We start from the raw sequence: 19,389 nt of genomic DNA on the forward strand, positions 1-19,389 counted from the left end.
CCCCTCCGGGGCGCTTCCCACTCGCCGGCGTCTCAGTTGTCCAGGCCGATGGCGAAGGCCGCTTCCAGGTCGTGCTGGGAGTAGGTGCGGAAGGCCACGTGGGTGTCCGTGCCCTCCACGCCCGGGATCTTGCTGATGCGGCCGGGGATGACCTCGGCCAGGTCCTCGTGCCGGCTCACCCGCACCATGGCGATCAGGTCGTAGGTGCCGGTGACGGAGAAGACCTCGCTGACGCTCTCCAGCGCGGCGATCTGCTCCGCGATCTCCGGAATGCGGTCCACGCTGGTCTTGATGAGGACGATCGCGCTGATCACGGCTGGTTCTCTCCCTCGGGCGCCGCCACTGGAACGCTCTTCACTCTAGCCGCAGGCCCGAACCGCACCCAGGCGAAGGCGAAGCCCAGACCGAAGCCCACCAGGTGCGCCAGGTAGGCCACCCCCGGACCGTCGCCGGCCCGCCCCGCCGCAATCCACTGCAGGGTCACCCAGAACGGCAGCACGACCCAGGCCGGGAAGCGCAGCGGCAGGAAGAAGAGGAAGGGCAGGAGGCTGGTCACACGGGCCCGCGGGAAGAGGAACAGGAACGCGCCGAGGACCGCGGAGATCGCCCCCGAGGCGCCGACCAGGGACTCCTGGGAGTGGGCGTTGGCGCCCGCGTAGCCCAGCAGGGCCAGGTAGCCGCAGCCGAGGTAGAACAGGGCGAACTGGAGCCGGCCCATCCGTTCCTCGGTCATCGCGCCGAAGACGTAGAGGAAGAGCATGTTGCCCAGCAGGTGCACCCAGCTGCCGTGGACGAACAGCGCCGTGGCCGGGGTGAGCGCCGACCCGGGGGAGTCCTCGAACAGTTCTGCGGGAATCACGCCCCAGCGCCGGAAGTAGGCGCGCTGCGCGGCCAGCAGCTCCTCCCCGGTGCCGTACACCGGATTGAGGCCGGCCGCCGGGCTGATCAGGAAGAGCAGGCAGCACAGGGTGATCAGCGTGTACGTCACCGGTGCCGCCCGTCGCCGGGACGGGCCGGCCGGGGCGAGCCTCCTGACCGCCGCGAGCGTGGTGCGGGCCGCCGTGCTCCAGTTGCGGATCATGAACACAGAGCATGACGCAACGGGCGCAAGGGGTCATAGTGCCTCGCCGCCGTGGACACGCGGGCGTCGGGTACCCGCCAGGCCGTAGGGTTACGAGCCACACGCACCGGGGGAGCTCGGCGCGTCACCGACACTGGAAGAGAGCGAACAGCCACGATGACGGTTCCCCTGCCGACCGGCACGACGCGATGGCGCTGCACCCTCTGCGGCAACCTCACCCGCTTCGACGTGACCCGGGCCTCGAAGGTCGTCGAGTACGTGCACCTCGATCTGGCCGGCGAGCCGACGGTGGAGGAGCGCGAGGTGCTCAGTGAGACCATCGAGTCGGTGCGGTGCCGCTGGTGCAACGCCGTGGACCAGGTGGAACTCGTGGACAGGCCGGATGCCGCCTCCTGAGCGGAGCGGCCCCGCACAAGGCGATTCCGGCCCGGGATCGCCCTGAGACATTGGGGTGACGGATGGTGGAGACACACGGCGGGGGGCCGGGCGACGGCGCCGCTGAGGTGCTCGACCGCCCGCTGCCCGACGGCGTGCGCCGCCGGGTCGTGCAGATCGTGTCCGACGGCTTCGGCTCGCTCACCCTCGGCGAGCTGCCCGCACAGCTGAGGCAGTACGCCAGGTTCGCGCCGAACCGCCGGGTCAAGTTCGCCGGCAACGCCATGGCCGCCGCCGTGGAGACCGACGCGCTCTTCCGGCAGCGCATCGGCGAGAAGCTCCGCGACGCCCAGCCCGAACTGGCCGGCGCCCTGGACGGCGGGTCAGCGCTCCCGGCCGCCGACCCCCTCGACGTGGCCGCCGCCGCCTACGTACTGCGCCCGCACGGCTGGGTGAAGCTGGTGACCGCCGCCGGTGAGGAGGCGCAGCGGGCGGACGCCGAGCGCGCCGACGAGGAGAGCCGCGCGGAGCTGGAACGGCTGCGCGAGGAGCTGTCCCGGGCCCGGGAACACACCAAGGACGAGACCGAGCGGCTGCGGGCCGAGCTGGACGCGGCGAAGCGGGAGACCGAGTCGCTGCACCGCAAGCTGCGCTCCGCCCTCAGCGACGTCAAACGAGGCGAGGCGGCCCTGCGCAAGCTCCGGGCCGAGACGGACGCCCTGCGCGCCGAGGCGCACACCCAGGTGTCCGCCGCCGAGAGCGAGACCCGGCGGCTCAAAACCCGTCTCGGGGAGGCGGAGGCAGCCCTGGAGGCCACCCGCAAGGCCGCCCGCGAGGGACGCAGCGTCGAGGACATGCGCGTACGGCTGCTGCTCGACACCCTCCTCGACGCCACCCAGGGGCTGCGCCGCGAGCTGGCGCTGCCCCCGGTGTCCGTGCGGCCCGCCGAGACCGTGGACGCGGTCGAGCCGGGTCGGATGACGCCCAAGGACATCGCCAACCGGGCCCTGTCCGAGAACGACCCGGCGATCCTGAACCAGTTGCTGGCGCTGCCCCAGGCCCATCTGGTCGTCGACGGCTACAACGTCACCAAGACCGGCTATCCGCAGATGCCGTTGGAGAAGCAGCGGCTGCGGCTGCTCGGCCAGCTCTCCCAGCTCGCCGCGCAGACCGGCGCCGAGATGACCTGTGTCTTCGACGGGGCCGAACTGGTGGCGCCCGTGCTGCTCGCGCCGCCGCGCGGGGTGCGGGTGCTGTTCTCCAAGCCCGGTGTCACCGCCGACGAGCTGATCCGCCAACTGGTGCGGGCCGAGCCGCCGGGCCGGCCGGTCATCGTCGTCTCCACCGACCGCGAGGTCGCCGACGGCGTGGCGCGCGCGGGCGCACGCCCGGTGGCGTCCGCGGTGCTCCTCAAACGGCTTTCCTAGCCTCTCACCACTTCCGTAACAACCGTAACGTAGGCGCTCTATGCCCGAATTGACGGAACCGTCACGCAACGTAGCGTCAGAGGGGCGTCACTGCAGGTGAGTTGCGGCAGATATCGCGGTGCGCAACCGTGATTTTTCGGCGGAGGATTTGAACTGATCACGAGTGGGTCACTAGGGTCACCCTTCGAACCCTCGAACGGGTGATCCCTCTCAAGAAGGAGCTCGTCTCCGTGGCGTCCCACCGTCGTCCCAAGCAGCCGAGCCGCACGCGTGTGACCGTGCTCACCACCGCTGCCGCCGCCGCTGTCGCTCTCAGCTCCCAGGCCGCCAACGCCGCCCCGAGCGAGAAGCCGAGCAAGGACGAGGTCAAGGCCAAGGTCGACAAGCTCTACGAGGAGGCCGAGCAGGCCACCGAGAAGTACAACGGCGCCAAGGAGAAGCAGGAGAAGCTCCAGAAGGAGATCTCCACCCTCCAGGACAACGTCGCCCGCGGCCAGGAGGAGCTCAACGAGCTGCGCGACGGCCTCGGTTCGATGGCCAGCGCCCAGTACCGCTCCGGCGGCATCGACCCCTCCCTCCAGCTCTTCCTGTCCGCCGACCCGGACAACTACCTGGACAAGGCCTCCACCCTGGACCAGCTGAGCGGTCAGCAGGTCGAGGCGCTGAAGAAGATCCAGGAGAAGCAGCGCGACCTCGCCCAGCAGCGCTCCGAGGCCTCCGAGAAGCTCAAGGACCTCTCCGCCACCCGCACCGAACTGGGCAAGAAGAAGAAGGAAGTCCAGGGCAAGCTCTCCTCCGCGCAGAAGCTGCTCAACACGCTGACCGCGCAGGAGAAGGCCGCCCTCCAGCAGGAGGAGCAGCGCGCCAACCGCACCAGCGAGCGCCAGGTGCTCTCCGGCAAGACGACCCCCGCCTCCGGCCGCGCGGGTGCCGCCTTCGCCGCCGCGCAGAGCAAGATAGGCACGCCGTACGTCTACGGCGCCACCGGCCCGTCCTCCTTCGACTGCTCGGGCCTGACCTCCTGGGCGTACGCGCAGGCCGGCGTCGGCATCCCGCGGACCTCGCAGGCGCAGGCCAACTACGGCACGCGGATCTCCTCGATGAGCCAGCTGCAGGTCGGCGACCTCGTCTTCTTCTTCAGCGACCTGCACCACGTCGGCCTCTACGCCGGCAACGGCCAGGTCCTGCACGCGCCGCGTACCGGCACGAACGTCCGCTACGAGTCGATGAGCACCATCGGCGGCCCGTTCATGTTCGGCGTACGGGTCTGACCCGAGGGCCCGAGAGCCCGAGGCCCGCGCCACCCGAAGTCACCCCTGCCGTACCGCCCGTTCGGGCGAATCGCGTCCGGGACCTGTGACCCCCGCCCCGCCGGTGACCTGCGTCAGCGGCGGGGCGTCGCGCTGCGCGGCCCCGGAGGTCGTTGGCCGGTGCCCCCCAGCGGGGTTACTGTCTGCCGCGTTTCCCCGTCCGCCAGCGGAAGGAGTGCGGCTTCCCGTGGGGTCCCATCGCCGCCTTGCACCATCCGGGTTCGACCGCGGCTCCACCGCCGCCGTCGGCCTGCTCTCCGTCGCCGCCGCACTCCTGGGCGCCGTACCGGCCACGGCCGCCCCGCACGACGACCGGCGGGCGGAGGTGGACCGGCTGCACGCCGAGGCGGAGCGGGCGACCGAGGCCTACAACAAGGCCGACGCGCGCACCGACCGGCTGCGCGAGGAGGTCGCGACCGCGCAGGACTCCATCGCCCGGCAGCAGCAGCACGTCAACACCCTGCGGGACGCGCTCGGTTCGCTGGCCGGTGCCCAGTACCGCTCCGGCGGCGTCGACCCGTCGCTGGCGCTGCTGCTCTCGGCCGAGCCGGACGACTACCTCGACCGGGCCTCGGTGCTGGACCGGATCACCACCCGCCAGGCCGGCGAGCTGAAGGAGCTTCAGCAGGCGATGCGCGACCTCGCCCAGGACCGTGCGGAGGCGGCCGCCAAGCTGACCGAGCTGGAGAAGGGCCGCAAGGCCGTCGCCGCCCACAAGAAGACCGTGGAGCGCAAGCTCGCCAAGGCCCGCACCCTGCTCGCCGCCCTGCCGGACGACGAACGCGCCGCCTACCGGCGCGGCTCCCGCTCCGGCCGCGAGGACCTGACCGCCCTCGCCGGTGCCGCCGTCCCCGCCTCCGGCCGGGCCGCCGCCGCCTTCGCCGCCGCCCGCTCCGCCCTCGGCAAGCCGTACGTCTGGGGCGCCAACGGCCCCTCCGGCTTCGACTGCTCGGGCCTGACCCAGTGGGCGTACGCGCAGGCCGGCGTCGGCATCCCGCGCACCTCGCAGGCGCAGACCGGCGCCGGACGGCACGTGTCCCTGGCCGAGGCGCGCCCCGGCGACCTGGTCGCCTACCGCGACGACGCCAGTCACATCGCCATGTACGCAGGCAACGGCCAGGTGATCCACGCCCCCTACCCCGGCGCACCGGTGCGCTACGACCCGGTCGGCATGATGCCGATCTCCTCGGTCACCCGGGTGTGACCGGCGCGGGCCCGCGGGCCGCCCGCCGAGGCCTCTCGCAGCCCGTGCCGCCTCTCGGCCTCCGGCGAGTGGCCGGGCCGCTCCCGGCGTCTTCGCCCCCGCCGCCGGTGTGGTTCCCCTGCGGCCCGGGCGGCGGCCCGCGCGAACCGCCCGGTGCCCGCTCCGCACGCCCGCCGCGTCCGCGGCCCCCACGCACCCTCGCCCGGTGCCTTCCACCGCCCCCGCCCGTACGATCGGGAAGGTGGCTGGTCGCAGGCGGGTGTCGGGGTCCTCGGTGGTGGTGCTGTGCCTGCTGCTGGCAGGGCTCGTGGGCTGCGGCGGCCGGAGCACGACCGACTCCGACCGGACCGACGTCCAGCGGGTGCTGGACCGGCGCGCGGCGGCCGTCCTCGCCCGCGACGCGACCGCCTACGCGCGCACCGGCACCGGCACCGGCTTCGGCAACCTGAGCGCGATCCCGCTGGCCGCCTGGTCCTACCGGGTGCGGGACGTGGAGCGCACCGTCGACCGGGCCACCGCCGACGTCGAGCTGCGCTACCGCGTCGAGGGCTACGACCGGGGCGCCGTCGCCACCGGCCGCACGGTCCGGCTGAGCCGGGACGGCGGCGGACGGTGGTCCGTCGACTCCGACCGACCCGCGAAGAAGTCCGGCCAGCAGCCCTGGGACCAGGGCGCGGTCCAGGTCGTCCGCGGGACGCACAGCCTCGTCCTCGGCGTCGGGCAGCCCACCGGCACTCTGCGTCGCTTCGCCGGCCTGGCCGACCGGGCGGTGCCCGCCGTCTCGGACGCCTGGGACGGCGACTGGGCCCGCCGGGTCGTCGTGGTCGTCCCCCGGTCCCTGGAGGGCATGGCGGGCCTGCTCGGTTCCCCCGCCTCCTCCTACCGGGGCATCGCCGCCGTCACCACCGGGGAGACGGGCGGCCGGGAGCGTGCCCCCGCGGACCGGATCATCGTCAACCCCGACGCCTACGGGCTCCTCGGCGACCTCGGCAGGCAGGTGGTGCTCACCCACGAGACCACCCACGTCGCCACCCGAGCCGACACGACCTCCGCCACTCCGCTGTGGCTCTCCGAGGGATACGCAGACTGGGCCGGCTACCGCGACAGCGGCCGCACTCCCGCCCAGGCCGCCCCCGAACTGGCCGGCGCGGTCGCCCGGGGTGAGCTGCCCGCGCGGCTGCCGACCGACGACGACTTCGGCTTCACCGCCGACGCCGAGGAACTGGCCCGGGCGTACGAGGGCGGCTGGCTGGCCTGCCGGATGATCGCCGAACAGTGGGGCGAGGACCGGCTCGACGCCTTCTACCGCTCCGTGGGCGCCCACGACGAGCGCGCCGGCGCCGTGGAGGACGCGATGAAGAAGGTGCTCGGGACGGTCCCGGACGACTTCACGGCGCGCTGGCGGGAGTATCTGCGGACGCGGCTCGGCTGAGCGGCTCCGGCTCCCCGCCCCCGGCCGGGGTCCCGCGCCGCCGCACCGTGTCCCGCCACAGGGCCCGGGCGCCGAGCACGGAGGCGGCCACCAGCAGGCCGTTGCGGACGGCCAGCAGCGCGATGCCGAGCGGGGTGCTCGTCACGACGTCGCCGAACAGGAGCGGGAACTCCAACACCGTCACCAGGCTCGCCACCAGCACCAGGGTGACCGGCACCCGCATCCGGCTCGCCCGGAAGCACCAGCAGACCGCACCGAGGCCGATCAGCCACACCAGATACTGAGGGCTGATCACCCGGCTGGTCACCGTGAACATCAGCACCGCCACGAAGGCCGCGTCCGCCGCCGTGTGCGCCGCGGACCGCGCGGCCACCGGCCGCCGGGCGGCCGCCAGCCGCCACAGCAGCAGCCAGCCGAACGCCACCGCGCTCAGCCCCAGCGAGACCGTGCCCACCGTGCCCACGTGCGGACCCAGGAACTCCATCGAGCCGTAGTTCAGCAGCACCCCGCCCTCCCAGCCGAAGTGGCGGGCGACGTGGAAGGCCAGCGAGCCCAGCGACTCGACCTCGATGCCCCGCTCGCGCTGGAACGTCAGGAACGCGAACCCGCCGGGCATCGACACGGCGAACAGCGCGGCGAGCCCCGCGCCGCTCAGCACGGCGGCGACCCACGGCGCCCGCCCCCGCATCCCGAGCAGCACCAGCGCCGGCCACACCTTCAGCAGCGCCCCCAACGCCGCCAGGCCCCCCGCCACGCGCGGATGCCGGGCGGCGGCGAGCAGCGCGGCCACCGCGACGGCGGTGACCATCACGTCGTAGCGGGCGTACACCGTGGGACCGAGCAGCGGCACGCCCACCACCCACACCCACGCACCGCGCGGCGAGCGCCCCGCCCCCCGCCCCGCGTGCCACAGCAGCGCGAGGACGGCGGCGTCCGTGACGCAGACGAGGACGAAGAACGCCGTCGGGTACGTCAGGAAGGGCAGCAGGGCGGGGGAGAGGATCGCGAGGGCCGCGGCCGGCGGGTACTGCCAGGTGACGTCGTCCAGCGGAAACGTTCCGGTGCCCAGGACGTCGTACCAGCCCCGGTAGATGACGGACACGTCGCTCGTGACGTCCGGGCCGGGGAAGACCAGCACCTTCAGCACGAACAGCAGCAGCACCAGCCGCGAGGCGCCCCAGGTCGACAGCAGCCACACCGGTGACCGCCTCGCGTCCTTCGTCTTCACGTGCTCCCTGCCCGTCCGTGCCCGCCGGTCCGTGCCGCCTTCTGGTGCGGACATGATGACCCGGACACCTGTGCGCGTGCCACAGGAGGCGGCCCCGCCCGGCACCCGGCGGCCCGTTCGGTAGGGTCGGCGACGTGCGCAAGACCTTGATCGTAACGAACGACTTTCCGCCCCGTCCGGGCGGCATCCAGGCCTTCCTGCACAACATGGCGCTACGCCTGGACCCCGAGCGGCTCGTCGTCTACGCCTCCACCTGGAAGCGCGGCCGCGAGGGCGTCGAGGCCACCGCCGCCTTCGACGCCGAGCAGCCCTTCACCGTCGTACGGGACCGTACGACCATGCTGCTGCCGACGCCGGGCGCCACCCGGCGGGCGGTGGGCCTGCTGCGCGAGCACGGCTGCACCTCGGTGTGGTTCGGGGCGGCCGCGCCCCTCGGCCTCATGGCCCCGGCCCTGCGCAGGGCGGGCGCCGAGCGCCTCGTCGCCACCACCCACGGCCACGAGGCGGGCTGGGCCCAGCTGCCCGCCGCCCGCCAACTGCTGCGCCGGATCGGGGAGTCGACGGACACGGTCACCTACCTCGGCGAGTACACCCGCTCCCGCATCGCGGGCGCGCTCACGCCCGAGGCCGCCGCCCGGATGGTGCAACTGCCGCCCGGCGTCGACGAGAAGACCTTCCACCCGGCCGGCGGCGGTGACGAAGTACGCGCCCGCCTGGGCCTGACCGAACGCCCCGTCGTCGTCTGCGTCTCCCGCCTGGTCCCGCGCAAGGGCCAGGACACCCTGATCCGGGCCATGCCCCGCATCCTCGCCGCGGAGCCGGACGCCGTCCTGCTCGTCGTCGGCGGCGGCCCCTACGAGAGGGACCTGCGCCGCCTCGCCGCCGAGACCGGCGTGGCCGACTCCGTCCACTTCACCGGCCCCGTGCCCTGGTCCGAACTGCCCGCCCACTACGGCGCCGGCGACGTCTTCGCCATGCCCTGCCGCACCCGCCGCGGCGGCCTCGACGTGGAGGGCCTGGGCATCGTCTACCTGGAGGCCTCGGCCACCGGTCTCCCCGTCGTCGCCGGCGACTCGGGCGGCGCCCCCGACGCCGTACTCGACGGCGAGACCGGCTGGGTGGTCCACGGCAACGACCCGGACGAGTCCGCCGACCGCATCACCACCCTCCTCGCCGACCCGGAACTCCGCCGCAGGATGGGCGAGCGGGGCCGGACGTGGGTGGAGGAAAAGTGGCGCTGGGACTTGCTGGCGGAGCACCTGAAGGCGTTGCTGTAACGCGGTCGCCTTCGCAGCACCGCGGACTGAAGACACCCGGGGGCGCGGGGAACCGCGCGAGCAACCACGACGCACGCGAAGCCGCCGACGAACCGAACCCGGCACCCCGGAAGGCGCCCCTACTTGGCGTAGATCGCCTCGATCTCGTCCGCGTAGTCCTTGGCGACAACATTCCGCTTCAGCTTCAACGACGGCGTCAAATGCCCCGAGTCCTCGGTGAACTGCGCCCCCAGCACCCGGAACTTCCGCACCGACTCCGCCTTCGACACCGCAGCGTTCCCGTCGTCGATCGCGTCCTGGATCGCCGCGAGCAGCTCCGGGTCCTCCCGCAACGACACCGCACTCGCGCCGGCCGGCTTCCCGTGCTCCGCGCACCAGCGGCCCAGGAACTCCTCGTCGAGGGTGACCAGCGCACCCACGAAGGGCCGCCCGTCGCCGACCACCATGCACTCCGCGACCAGCGCGTGCGCGCGGATGCGGTCCTCCATGACGGCCGGGGCGACGTTCTTGCCGCCGGCGGTGACGATGATCTCCTTCTTGCGGCCGGTGATCCGCAGGTAGCCGTCCTCGTCGAGGGTGCCGATGTCGCCGGTGTGGAACCAGCCGTCGGCCAGCGCCTCGGCGGTCGCGCCTGGGTTGTTCCAGTACTCCTTGAACAGGTGCTCCCCGTGCAGCAGCACCTCGCCGTCGTCCGCGATGCGCACCACGGAGCCGGGCAGCGGCTGGCCGACCGTGCCGATCTTCTGCCGGTCCCACGGGTTGAAGGCGGTGGCCGCGCAGGACTCGGTCAGGCCGTAGCCCTCCAGGACCGTGAAGCCGATGCCGCGGAAGAAGTGGCCGAGCCGCTCGCCGAGTGGCGCACCGCCGGAGATGGCGTACTCGCCGCGCCCGCCGAGGACCGTGCGGAGCTTGCTGTAGACCAGCTTGTCGAAGACCTTGTGCTTGATCTTCAGGCCGACGGACGGGCCCGACGGGGTGTCCAGAGCCTTGCTGTACGCGATCGCGGTGTCGGCGGCGCGGTCGAAGATCTTGCCCTTGCCGTCGGCCTGCGCCTTGGCGCGCGCCGAGTTGTACACCTTCTCGAAGACGCGCGGCACGCCGAGGATCAGCGTGGGCCGGAAGGCGGCCAGCTCGTCGGTGAGGTTCTTGATGTCCGGGACGCAGCCCAGCTTGATCGGCGCGATCATCGGTGCGACCTGCACCAGCCGTCCGAAGACGTGCGCGAGGGGCAGGAAGAGGAGGACCGAGCACTCACCGGTGCGAAAGAGCGGCCGCAGCCGTTCCACCACGTTCCCGCACTCGGCGAAGAAGCTGCGGTGGGTGAGGACACAGCCCTTGGGGCGGCCCGTGGTGCCCGAGGTGTAGACGATGGTCGCGGGGTCGTCGGCCTTCGCGATCGAGCCCCGCTCCTCGACGGTGCGGTCCGTGACGTCCTGGCCCAGGCGCCCCAGTTCCGCCACGCCGCCCGCGTCGATCTGCCAGACGTTCTTGAGGGCGGGCAGCTGCTCGCGCACCGACTCGACGGCGGCGGCGTGCCCGGCCGACTCCACGACGCACGCCGTGGCTCCCGAGTCGCTGAGGATCCACTGCACCTGCTCCGGCGAGCTGGTCTCGTACACCGGCACGGTGATCGCGCCCGCGCTCCAGATGGCGAAGTCCAGCAGGGTCCACTCGTACCGCGTACGGGACATCAGGCCGACCCGGTCGCCCGGCTGGACACCGGAGGCGATCAGGCCCTTGGCGGCGGAGTGCACCTCGGCGAGGAAGGCGCGCGCGGTCACGTCCTGCCAGGCGCCTCCCGCCTTCCGGGCGATGACGGCGACGTCGGGATGCTGCGCGGCGTTTCTGCGGACGATGTCGGTCAGGTTTCCGTCCGCGGGGACCTCGTACAAGGCCGGAAGGCTGAACTCGCGCAAGACTGCTGCTCCTCATAGGGCGCCGGCGCCACGACACTGTGTGATGCGACGGTGCGGTCCAAGGCTCGGGCAAGTGCTCGGGAAACTCATGCGGAATTCACATGTTGAAACCCAGAGCACGACTGGACTGCCCGGACGTTACCCGTCGGTATGCGTTCTCCGACAGGGGGTCCCTACGAGATGTTCGCTGCGTCACACGGATGGGGTTTGCTTTGCGCACAGTAGTCGACGGATCAACCGACCAGCCAGTAACCGCAGGTCCGGTCGCGACTGTTCACACCGGGCACGCGCTGCTTACGCTTGATCGCCATGGCACCCACACCGCCCCGTAACACGACCACGCGCGTCCACGTGGTCAGCGACGTCCATGGCAACGCTCGCGACCTGGCCAGGGCCGGCGAGGGCGCCGACGCCCTGATCTGCCTCGGGGACCTGGTCCTCTTCCTCGACTACGCCGACCACTCGCGCGGCATCTTCCCCGACCTGTTCGGCGTCGCCAACGCCGACCGCATCGTCGCGCTGCGCACCGCCCGCCGCTTCGACGAGGCCCGCGAGTTCGGGGCGCGGTTGTGGGCCGGGGTCGACGGGGACCGGCGGGAGCTGATCGAGCGGGCGGTGCGCAAGCAGTACGCCGAGCTGTTCGCCGCCTTCCCCACCCCCACCTACGCCACCTACGGCAACGTCGACGTGCCGCCGCTGTGGCCCGAGTACGCCGGTCCCGGCACCACCGTGCTCGACGGGCAGCGGGTGGAGATCGGCGGCCGAGTCTTCGGCTTCGTCGGCGGCGGGCTGCGCACCGCGATGAACACGCCGTACGAGATCAGCGACGAGGCGTACGCCGCGAAGATCGAGGCCGTCGGCGAGGTGGACGTGCTGTGCACGCACATCCCGCCCCAGGTGCCGGAACTGGTCTACGACACGGTGGCCCGGCGCTTCGAGCGGGGCAGCCTGGCGCTCCTCGACGCGATCCGCCGCACCCGCCCCCGGTACGCCCTGTTCGGGCACGTCCACCAGCCGCTGGCCCGGCGCATGCGCATCGGGGCGACCGAGTGCGTCAACGTCGGCCACTTCGCGTCGACGGGACGGCCGTGGGTGCTGGAGTGGTGAACGTGTGCGGCGAACCCGCGCAGGTGGGTGGTGGCATCCGCCGTCCCGGTGCGCGATAGCCTTCACGCGGCACACACGTGCGCGTCATGGGCGCACGACGACCTCAGTAGCGGCCCGCATCCGGAGGAGCCACGGCGATGGCGGAACACACCAGCTCGAGCATCACCATCGAGGCGGCACCCGCCGACGTCATGGCGGTGATCGCCGACTTCGCGCGCTACCCGGACTGGACGGGCGAGGTGAAGGAGGCCGAGGTCCTCGCGACCGACGCGCAGGGGCGTGCCGAGCAGGTCCGACTCGTCATGGACGCCGGCGCGATCAAGGACGACCAGACGCTGGGCTACACCTGGACCGGCGAGCACGAGGTCTCCTGGACGCTGGTGAAGTCCCAGATGCTGCGTTCCCTCGACGGTTCCTACCTCCTCCGCCCGGCGGGCACCGGCACGGAGGTCACCTACCGCCTCACGGTGGACGTCAAGATCCCCATGCTCGGCATGATCAAGCGCAAGGCGGAAAAGGTCATCATCGACCGGGCCCTGGCCGGCCTGAAGAAGCGCGTGGAGTCGGGAAAGTAACGTAGCTGCGGTCAGTCGCCACGCCGCCCGCGCCGCGGTCAGTCGCCACGCCGCCCGCGCTGCGGTCAGTCGCCACGCCGCCGTAGCTGCGGGCATTCGTGCCTCCCCCAGTGCCTGAACGGCCCGGGAGGTACCCCCAGGGCGGCACGGGTGGGCGGTGGGGGCACCTCCCGCTCACGGGGGTCCCTCCCGCGCGAGCGAAGCCGAGCGTGGGGGAGAAGCCGAGAGTGGGGGAGGCACCCCGCAACGCCGGGCTGCGAACTCCCCGGCCGGTCGTCCCAGCGCCGGTCACCAGCCAACCGGCGGAGCCCCAGGTACCGTTCACCCCCATGCGCACCCTCCTGCTCACAGGCCCCGGCGGCACCGGCCGTACCACCGTCGCCGCCGCCACCGCGCTCAAGGCCGCCCGTGAGGGCACCCGCACCCTCCTCCTCGGCACCGACCGCGACGACACCCTCGGCGCGGTACTCGGCGTGCCCACCGGCCCCGCGCCCACCCCCGTCGAACCCGGCCTCACCGCGTGGCGCCCCGACGCCGCCCAGGGCTTCCGGGACGCCCTCGCCGCCCTCCAGGACCGCGCCGCCTCCGCGCTCGACCTGCTCGGCGCCTCCCGCCTCGACCCCGAAGAGCTGACCCCGCTGCCCGGCGCCGACGACCTCGCCCTGCTGCGCGCCCTGCGCGAGGCCGCCCTCGCCGAGGCGCACGACCTCCTCGTCGTGGACCTGCCGCCGGCCCCCCGCGCCCTCGCCCTGCTCGCCGCGCCCGAGGAACTGCGCCGCAGCCTGCGCCGCCTGCTCCCGCCCGAGCGGCAGGCCGCCCGGGCCCTGCGCCCCGTCCTCGGCCGGCTCGCCGGCGTCCCCATGCCCGCCGAGGCGCTGTACGCGGCGGCCGCCCGCTGGGAGCTGGAACTGGCAGCCGCGGAGGCCGTCCTGGCCGACCGGAACACCACCGTCCGGCTGGTCGCCGAACCGGGGCCGGCCGGAGCCGACGCCGTCCGCGCCACCGCCCTCGGTCTCGCCCTGCGCGGCCTGCGCACCGACCTGCTGGTCGCCAACCGCGTCCTGCCCGAGGACGTCCCGGCGGACAGCTGGCTCGGCGGCCCCCTCGCCCAGCAGCGCAAGACGCTGGAGGAGTGGCACGGGACGCACGACGTCCACGCCGTCGCCCACCTCGGCCGCGACCCGCGCGGCACGGACGACCTCGCCGCCCTCGACGTGCCCGGCGTCAACCCGGCCGCCTCCCCGGTCGAGTGGCCCGTCACCGACCGGCTGGCCGAGGACGGCGTCCTGGTCTGGCGCATCCCGCTGCCCGGCGCCGTACGCGAGGAGCTCGACCTGGTCCGCCGCGGGGACGAACTGGTCGTCGCGGCGGGTCCGTTCCGCCGCGCCGTCCCGCTGCCCTCCGCGCTGCGCCGCTGCACCGTGGACGGGGCCGCACTGCGGGAGGACACCCTCGCCGTCCGGTTCGCGCCGGACCCGGGGCTGTGGCCGCGGGGACGATGACCCGACGGGGGCCGGGGCCGTTCGGGTAACGTCGTAAGGACGAACCGTAGTCAGGAGTCCGTCATGAGCGAAGAGCTCCCCCCGTCCGAGGCACCCCGCCCCGACGAGGCCGACACGGTCGACGAGACACGTGCGGCCGACGAGACACGTGTGACCGGTGAGACACGTGCGACCGGTGAGACGCGAGCGACCGGTGAGACGCGAGCGACCGGTGAGACGCGAGCGACCGCCGAGGCCCATGCCACCGACGCCGACGCCTGGGCGACGGCGTGCGCCGAGGACCTGGAGGCCGAGAAGGTCCGCCGCCGGGCCGAGTACGGGCCGCCGCCCGGCTCCGCCGCCGAGGAGCTGCGCCGGCTCGTCGACACCGTCGCCGACAAGCTGGCCGGCCTCCAGTCCCCGCTGCTCGGCCAGGTCGCCGGCCCCGCCGCCCAGCAAGTGGTCCGGCAGGTCGTCCAGCAGGCGAAGGCCGCCGTCGAACCGGTCATCGAGCGCAACCCGGACGTGTTCGACCACCTCGCTGCCGCCGGCGGCGAACTCCTCGCCGCCTACCGCTCCGCCGTCCAGAACCAGGAACGCCGCTGGACCACCGGCGACACCCCCGCCAAAGATCCGAGCGACCCCCGCGACCAGGGCGAACGCGGCACCGACGGCCGGGACGAGGACGACGGCGGCACCGGCCCGGGCCAGCGCATCGACCTGGACTGAGCCCCGCCTCGGGTACGGTTGCCCTTAGCGGGGCTCGACCGAACTGAGGGATTCATGGGACTCACCATCGGCGTCGACATCGGCGGCACGAAGATCGCGGCCGGCGTGGTCGACGAGGAAGGCAACATCCTCTCGACCCACAAGGTGCCGACCCCCACCACACCCGAGGCCATCGTGGACGCCATCGCCACCGCGGTGGAGGGCGCGCGCGTGGGGCACGAGATCGTCGGCGTCGGCATCGGTGCCGCCGGATACGTCAACCGCCAGCGCTCCACGGTCTACTTCGCGCCCAACATCGACTGGCGTCAGGAGCCGCTCAAGGAGAAGGTCGAGGCGCGCGTCGGCCTCCCCGTCGTCGTGGAGAACGACGCCAACGCCGCGGCCTGGGGAGAGTACAAGTTCGGCGGCGGCAAGGGCCACCGCAACGTCATCTGCATCACCCTGGGTACCGGCCTCGGCGGCGGCATCATCATCGGCAACAAGCTGCGCCGCGGTCACTTCGGCGTGGCCGCGGAGTTCGGCCACATCCGCATGGTGCCCGACGGCCTGCTGTGCGGCTGCGGCTCGCAGGGCTGCTGGGAGCAGTACGCGTCGGGCCGGGCGCTGGTGCGGTACGCCAAGCAGCGTGCCAACGCCACCCCCGAGCGGGCCGAGGTACTGCTCGCGCTCGGCGACGGCACCCCCGACGGCATCGAGGGCAAGCACATCTCCGTCGCCGCCCGCCAGGGCTGCCCGGTCGCCGTCGACTCCTACCGGGAACTGGCCCGCTGGGCCGGTGCCGGCCTCGCCGACCTGGCCTCGCTCTTCGACCCGTCCGCGTTCATCGTCGGCGGCGGCCTCTCGGACGAGGGCGACCTGGTCCTCGACCCGATCCGCAAGTCGTACAAGCGCTGGCTGGTCGGCGGCAACTGGCGCCCGGTCGCCGACGTGATCGCCGCCCAACTCGGCAACAAGGCCGGCCTGGTGGGCGCGGCCGACCTGGCGAGGGAACCCGACCCGATCATGTAAGGGCCGTCTTTCCGGAGACGGGACCCGTCCCACCCCAAGGGGCGCGGGGAACTGCGCGACAGGCCACGACGAACGGTCGGTCGCCCACGATCCCCGCGTCCCGAGCCATGAGGCGTCCGATCATGCGGTCCCGTAAATTGACGGCATGGCAACATCCCTCCCGGCGCTGCCCAACTCCCGCACCGAACCCGACGGTTCCGCAGTCGTCCGCGTCCTGAGCTACAACATCCGCTCGCTGCGCGACGACACCGACGCCCTCGCCCGCGTCATCAAGGCCTGCGCGCCCGACCTCGTCCTCCTGCAGGAGGCCCCCCGCTTCTTCCGCTGGCGCAAGAAGCTCGCCCGCCTGGCCCGCGCGGCGGACTTGGTGATCCTCTCCGGGGGCGGAACCGCCGCCGGTCCCGCGCTGCTCTGCTCCCTGCGGGCCACGGTGGAGCGCACCGCGGACGTGCTGCTTCCGCTCACCCCCGGTCAGCACCGCAGAGGCCTGGCCACCGCCGTGGTCCGGATCGGCGGGGCCCGTCTCGGCGTCCTCAGCACCCACCTGTCGCTGCGGCCGGAAGAGCGCCACGAGCAGGCCGGCCTGCTCCTCGACCACCTGGCCGGTCTCGGCGTGACGCACGCCGTGGCGGGCGGCGACCTGAACGAACGCCCCGGCGGCCGCACCTTCCGGCGGCTCGGCGACGGACTGCGCGACTGCTGGACCGCCGCACCCTGGGGCGGGGAGTACACCTTCCCCGCCACCGCCCCGGACCGCCGTATCGACGCGGTCTTCGTCACCGAGGGCGTCGAGGTGCTGGGCTGCGGGGTGCCCTCTGGACTGCCCGGAGTGGCCGAGGACGACCTGAGGGCGGCCACGGACCACCTCCCGGTCCTGACCGCCCTCCGCGTACCCTCGACCCCCGCCTGACCCGGGCCCGGCTACACCACCGCGCCCCGCCCCGGATCGTCGTCGTCCTCGTCGCCCGTCCGCATCCGCACGACCAGGGTGGCGAAGCCGCCGAGGAAGCCGCCGATGCTCAGGGTCGTCAGCCACCAGGTCATGTCCCAGCCGAGCAGGACCGCCAGCAGGAGCAGCACGGGGCCGCCGATCACACCCAGCCAGGCGAACTTCGCGGTGGGGTCGGCATCGGGCAGCGGCGGCGGCTCGGGCGGCACGAAGTGGCCCTCGTCGTCCGCGTCGAAGTCGTCGTCGGACGGCTCGGCGGGCGTGTGGTCGCGGGGACCGACACCGGGCGCGAACGCGACGGAGCTGCCCAGCGGCCGGTCCGAGGCGGGCCGGTCCGCCGACGGCTTCTCGTCGTTCACCTCCGGCTCCAGCAGCGCCAGGTCCTCGACCGACTTGAACGGCTTCGCGCCCGGCGGATCCGGGGGCTCCTCCCCGTACCCGGCGACGATCGCGTCCCAGGCGGCGTCCTCGTCGAAGGGCCCGTCCTGCGCCCCGGGCCCGCCGTCCGCGGCTCGCTCCCGCCCCTCGCGGTGCTCCCGCTCCAGGTCCCGCTCCTCGCGGTCCTCGCGGTCGGAGTCGTGCTCAGCCACCTGCGGCCGTCCCTTCCTTGCCGAGACCGGGCTCCGGTTCCCCGACGGAACCGGGCGCGAGCCGGCCGATGAACGCGACGCTCTCCGCGAAGATCCGGTCCGCATCGTGGTCCAACGTCGCCACGTGGTAGCTCTGTTCCAGCAGGATCTCCGTCACGTCCGTCGAGGACACCCGGCCCAGGATCCGCGCCGAGTCGGCGGGCGGCACCACATGGTCCTGCGGGCTGCGCAGCAACAGCAGGGGCTGGGTCACCTGGGGCAGGTCGCCGTCGGCCAGCCGGAAGAAGGCGCGCAGCGAGTGCGCCGAGTGCAGCGGCACCCTGTCGTACCCCAGCTCCGAGCTGAGCGGCTTGGCGATGTCGCTGGCGATGCCCTTCGTGGCCGGCACCAGATGGCGCAGGACCGGCAGGGCGTGCTGGGCGACGCCGTGCATGCGGTTCGCCGGGTTCACGACGACGACGCCCGCCACCGCGTCCCCGTGCTTCGCGGCCAGCCGCAGCGCCAGCGCGCCGCCCATGGACAGGCCGGCCACGAAGACCCGGGCGCAGCGCTCGCGCAGGGCGCGCAGCTCGCGGTCCACCTCCGCGTACCAGTCCTGCCAGCCCGTGACCTGCATGTCCTGCCAGCGGGTGCCGTGCCCGGGCAGCAGCGGCAGCGTCACCGTCAGGCCGCGCTCGGCCAGATACCGGGCCCAGGGGCGCAGCGACTGCGGGGAACCCGTGAAACCGTGACAGAGGAGGACGCCGACCTCCCCGCCCTCGTGGCGGAACGGCTCGGCTCCGGGCAGCACCGGCACGTCTCGGTCTCCTGTCGTCGGGGGGGGACTCGCGGGTCTTTCACCGTACGCGACCGCACTGACACCGACCAGGGCCGTCGGGGCCATTGACGGCGTCCCGGGATAGGGTCTGACCCACGGACACGGGAGGCACTGGGTTGTTGTACGGCACGATGAAGCTCACCATCGGAGGGTCGCTGAAGCTTGCCTTCCGGCCCTGGGTGGAGGGCCTGGAGTACATCCCGGCCGACGGCCCCGCCATTCTGGCGAGCAACCACCTGTCGTTCTCCGACTCGTTCTTCCTGCCCGCCGTCCTCGACCGCAAGGTGACCTTCATCGCCAAGGCCGAGTACTTCAACACGCCCGGGGTCAAGGGCAGACTGACCGCCGCCTTCTTCAAGGGCGTGGGCCAGCTCCCCGTGGACCGCTCCGGCGCGCGCGGCGCGGGGGAGGCCGCCATCAAGAGCGGCATAGAGGTCCTGGAGCGCGGCGAGCTGTTCGGCATCTACCCCGAGGGCACCCGCTCCCCGGACGGCCGCCTCTACCGCGGCAAGCCGGGCGGCCTCGCGCGCGTGGCCCTCGCCACCGGCGCGCCCGTGATCCCGGTCGCCATGATCGACACCGAGAAGATCCAGCCGCCCGGCCAGGTGATGCCGAAGCTGATGCGCCCCGGCATCCGCATCGGCAAGCCGCTGGACTTCTCCCGCTACCAGGGCATGGAGCACGACCGCTTCGTGCTCCGCGCGGTGACCGACGAGGTCATGTACGAGATCATGAAGCTCTCCGGCCAGGAGTACGTCGACATGTACGCGACCGCCATGAAGCGGCAGCTCGCGGAGGCGGCGAAGGCCGAGAAGGAAGCGGGCAAGGCGGCCAAGGCCGGGAAGGACCGGGCCGGGACGTAGCCCGGGGAAGGCTCGGGGAG

Annotated in this window: 19 protein-coding genes; 13 read left to right on the top strand and 6 right to left on the bottom strand. The window is 73.1% G+C overall.

Annotated features, from left to right (window positions below; all coding sequences use genetic code 11):
* Positions 1–32 precede the first annotated feature (32 nt).
* Together AB0P07_RS15560 and AB0P07_RS15565 are read right to left on the bottom strand one after the other, a co-directional pair.
* A complete protein-coding gene (locus tag AB0P07_RS15560; protein ID WP_031035777.1) occupies positions 33–314 on the bottom strand; it encodes an Lrp/AsnC ligand binding domain-containing protein in 282 nt (93 codons plus the stop codon).
* Positions 311–1,081: a rhomboid family intramembrane serine protease gene (locus tag AB0P07_RS15565; RefSeq protein WP_365550430.1), complete on the bottom strand. Its 771-nt coding sequence runs from the start codon at positions 1,079–1,081 to the stop codon at positions 311–313. The genes AB0P07_RS15560 and AB0P07_RS15565 overlap by 4 nt, the downstream gene beginning before the upstream one ends.
* A gap of 156 nt (positions 1,082–1,237) precedes the next feature.
* On the opposite strand from AB0P07_RS15565, the gene AB0P07_RS15570 reads away from it, so the two are divergent.
* The 5 genes from AB0P07_RS15570 (at position 1,238) to AB0P07_RS15590 (ending at position 6,829) form a co-directional block, all read left to right on the top strand.
* Positions 1,238–1,477, top strand: a complete 240-nt coding sequence (locus AB0P07_RS15570) for a hypothetical protein (protein ID WP_164413536.1) — start codon at positions 1,238–1,240, stop codon at positions 1,475–1,477.
* Between the two features lie 62 nt (positions 1,478–1,539).
* Positions 1,540–2,883 carry an NYN domain-containing protein gene (locus tag AB0P07_RS15575; protein ID WP_365550433.1) on the top strand — a complete coding sequence of 448 codons (1,344 nt, stop codon included), beginning with the start codon at positions 1,540–1,542 and terminating at the stop codon, positions 2,881–2,883.
* 230 nt (positions 2,884–3,113) lie between these two features.
* Positions 3,114–4,154, top strand: coding sequence for an NlpC/P60 family protein (locus AB0P07_RS15580; protein ID WP_365551265.1), 1,041 nt, complete (start codon positions 3,114–3,116; stop codon positions 4,152–4,154).
* Positions 4,155–4,380: 226 nt separating this feature from the next.
* On the top strand, positions 4,381–5,397 hold the full coding sequence (locus AB0P07_RS15585; protein WP_365550436.1) for an NlpC/P60 family protein: 1,017 nt from the start codon (positions 4,381–4,383) through the stop codon (positions 5,395–5,397).
* A 241-nt stretch (positions 5,398–5,638) separates the two neighbouring features.
* A complete protein-coding gene (locus tag AB0P07_RS15590) occupies positions 5,639–6,829 on the top strand; it encodes a hypothetical protein (RefSeq protein ID WP_365550439.1) in 1,191 nt (396 codons plus the stop codon).
* Here AB0P07_RS15590 and AB0P07_RS15595 read toward each other — a convergent pair.
* Positions 6,786–8,057, bottom strand: a complete 1,272-nt coding sequence (locus tag AB0P07_RS15595) for a glycosyltransferase family 87 protein (protein WP_365551268.1) — start codon at positions 8,055–8,057, stop codon at positions 6,786–6,788. The two genes, AB0P07_RS15590 and AB0P07_RS15595, sit on opposite strands and share 44 nt — an antisense overlap.
* 134 nt (positions 8,058–8,191) lie before the next feature.
* Here AB0P07_RS15595 and AB0P07_RS15600 point away from each other — a divergent pair, with 134 nt between their 5' ends.
* On the top strand, positions 8,192–9,334 hold the full coding sequence (locus tag AB0P07_RS15600) for a glycosyltransferase family 4 protein (protein WP_365550442.1): 1,143 nt from the start codon (positions 8,192–8,194) through the stop codon (positions 9,332–9,334).
* A 119-nt stretch (positions 9,335–9,453) separates the two neighbouring features.
* Here AB0P07_RS15600 and AB0P07_RS15605 read toward each other — a convergent pair whose 3' ends face one another.
* Positions 9,454–11,250, bottom strand: a complete 1,797-nt coding sequence (locus tag AB0P07_RS15605) for an AMP-dependent synthetase/ligase (protein WP_365550445.1) — start codon at positions 11,248–11,250, stop codon at positions 9,454–9,456.
* Between the two features lie 309 nt (positions 11,251–11,559).
* Here AB0P07_RS15605 and AB0P07_RS15610 point away from each other — a divergent pair, with 309 nt between their 5' ends.
* From AB0P07_RS15610 to AB0P07_RS15635, 6 genes are all read left to right on the top strand, one after another.
* Positions 11,560–12,357 carry a metallophosphoesterase gene (locus tag AB0P07_RS15610; RefSeq protein ID WP_365550448.1) on the top strand — a complete coding sequence of 266 codons (798 nt, stop codon included), beginning with the start codon at positions 11,560–11,562 and terminating at the stop codon, positions 12,355–12,357.
* A 137-nt stretch (positions 12,358–12,494) separates the two neighbouring features.
* The gene (locus tag AB0P07_RS15615) at positions 12,495–12,932 is read left to right on the top strand and encodes an SRPBCC family protein (protein WP_061445209.1); all 438 of its coding nucleotides are present in this window, start codon (positions 12,495–12,497) and stop codon (positions 12,930–12,932) included.
* Between the two features lie 329 nt (positions 12,933–13,261).
* Positions 13,262–14,434, top strand: a complete 1,173-nt coding sequence (locus AB0P07_RS15620; RefSeq protein WP_365550452.1) for an ArsA-related P-loop ATPase — start codon at positions 13,262–13,264, stop codon at positions 14,432–14,434.
* Positions 14,435–14,497: 63 nt separating this feature from the next.
* Positions 14,498–15,142: a DUF5304 domain-containing protein gene (locus AB0P07_RS15625; protein ID WP_365550455.1), complete on the top strand. Its 645-nt coding sequence runs from the start codon at positions 14,498–14,500 to the stop codon at positions 15,140–15,142.
* Between the two features lie 54 nt (positions 15,143–15,196).
* Positions 15,197–16,150, top strand: coding sequence for an ROK family glucokinase (locus tag AB0P07_RS15630; RefSeq protein ID WP_102930948.1), 954 nt, complete (start codon positions 15,197–15,199; stop codon positions 16,148–16,150).
* A gap of 145 nt (positions 16,151–16,295) precedes the next feature.
* Positions 16,296–17,060, top strand: coding sequence for an endonuclease/exonuclease/phosphatase family protein (locus AB0P07_RS15635; RefSeq protein WP_365550458.1), 765 nt, complete (start codon positions 16,296–16,298; stop codon positions 17,058–17,060).
* Between the two features lie 11 nt (positions 17,061–17,071).
* Here the strand turns inward: AB0P07_RS15635 and AB0P07_RS15640 are convergent, their stop codons facing one another.
* Positions 17,072–17,689, bottom strand: coding sequence for a hypothetical protein (locus AB0P07_RS15640; protein ID WP_365550461.1), 618 nt, complete (start codon positions 17,687–17,689; stop codon positions 17,072–17,074).
* A complete protein-coding gene (locus AB0P07_RS15645) occupies positions 17,682–18,485 on the bottom strand; it encodes an alpha/beta fold hydrolase (protein ID WP_365550463.1) in 804 nt (267 codons plus the stop codon). The genes AB0P07_RS15640 and AB0P07_RS15645 overlap by 8 nt, the downstream gene beginning before the upstream one ends.
* A gap of 152 nt (positions 18,486–18,637) precedes the next feature.
* Here AB0P07_RS15645 and AB0P07_RS15650 point away from each other — a divergent pair, with 152 nt between their 5' ends.
* The gene (locus AB0P07_RS15650) at positions 18,638–19,369 is read left to right on the top strand and encodes a lysophospholipid acyltransferase family protein (protein ID WP_180989103.1); all 732 of its coding nucleotides are present in this window, start codon (positions 18,638–18,640) and stop codon (positions 19,367–19,369) included.
* Positions 19,370–19,389 lie beyond the last annotated feature (20 nt).

Source organism: Streptomyces sp. NPDC085944 (assembly GCF_040686295.1).
Lineage (GTDB): Bacteria > Actinomycetota > Actinomycetes > Streptomycetales > Streptomycetaceae > Streptomyces > Streptomyces salinarius.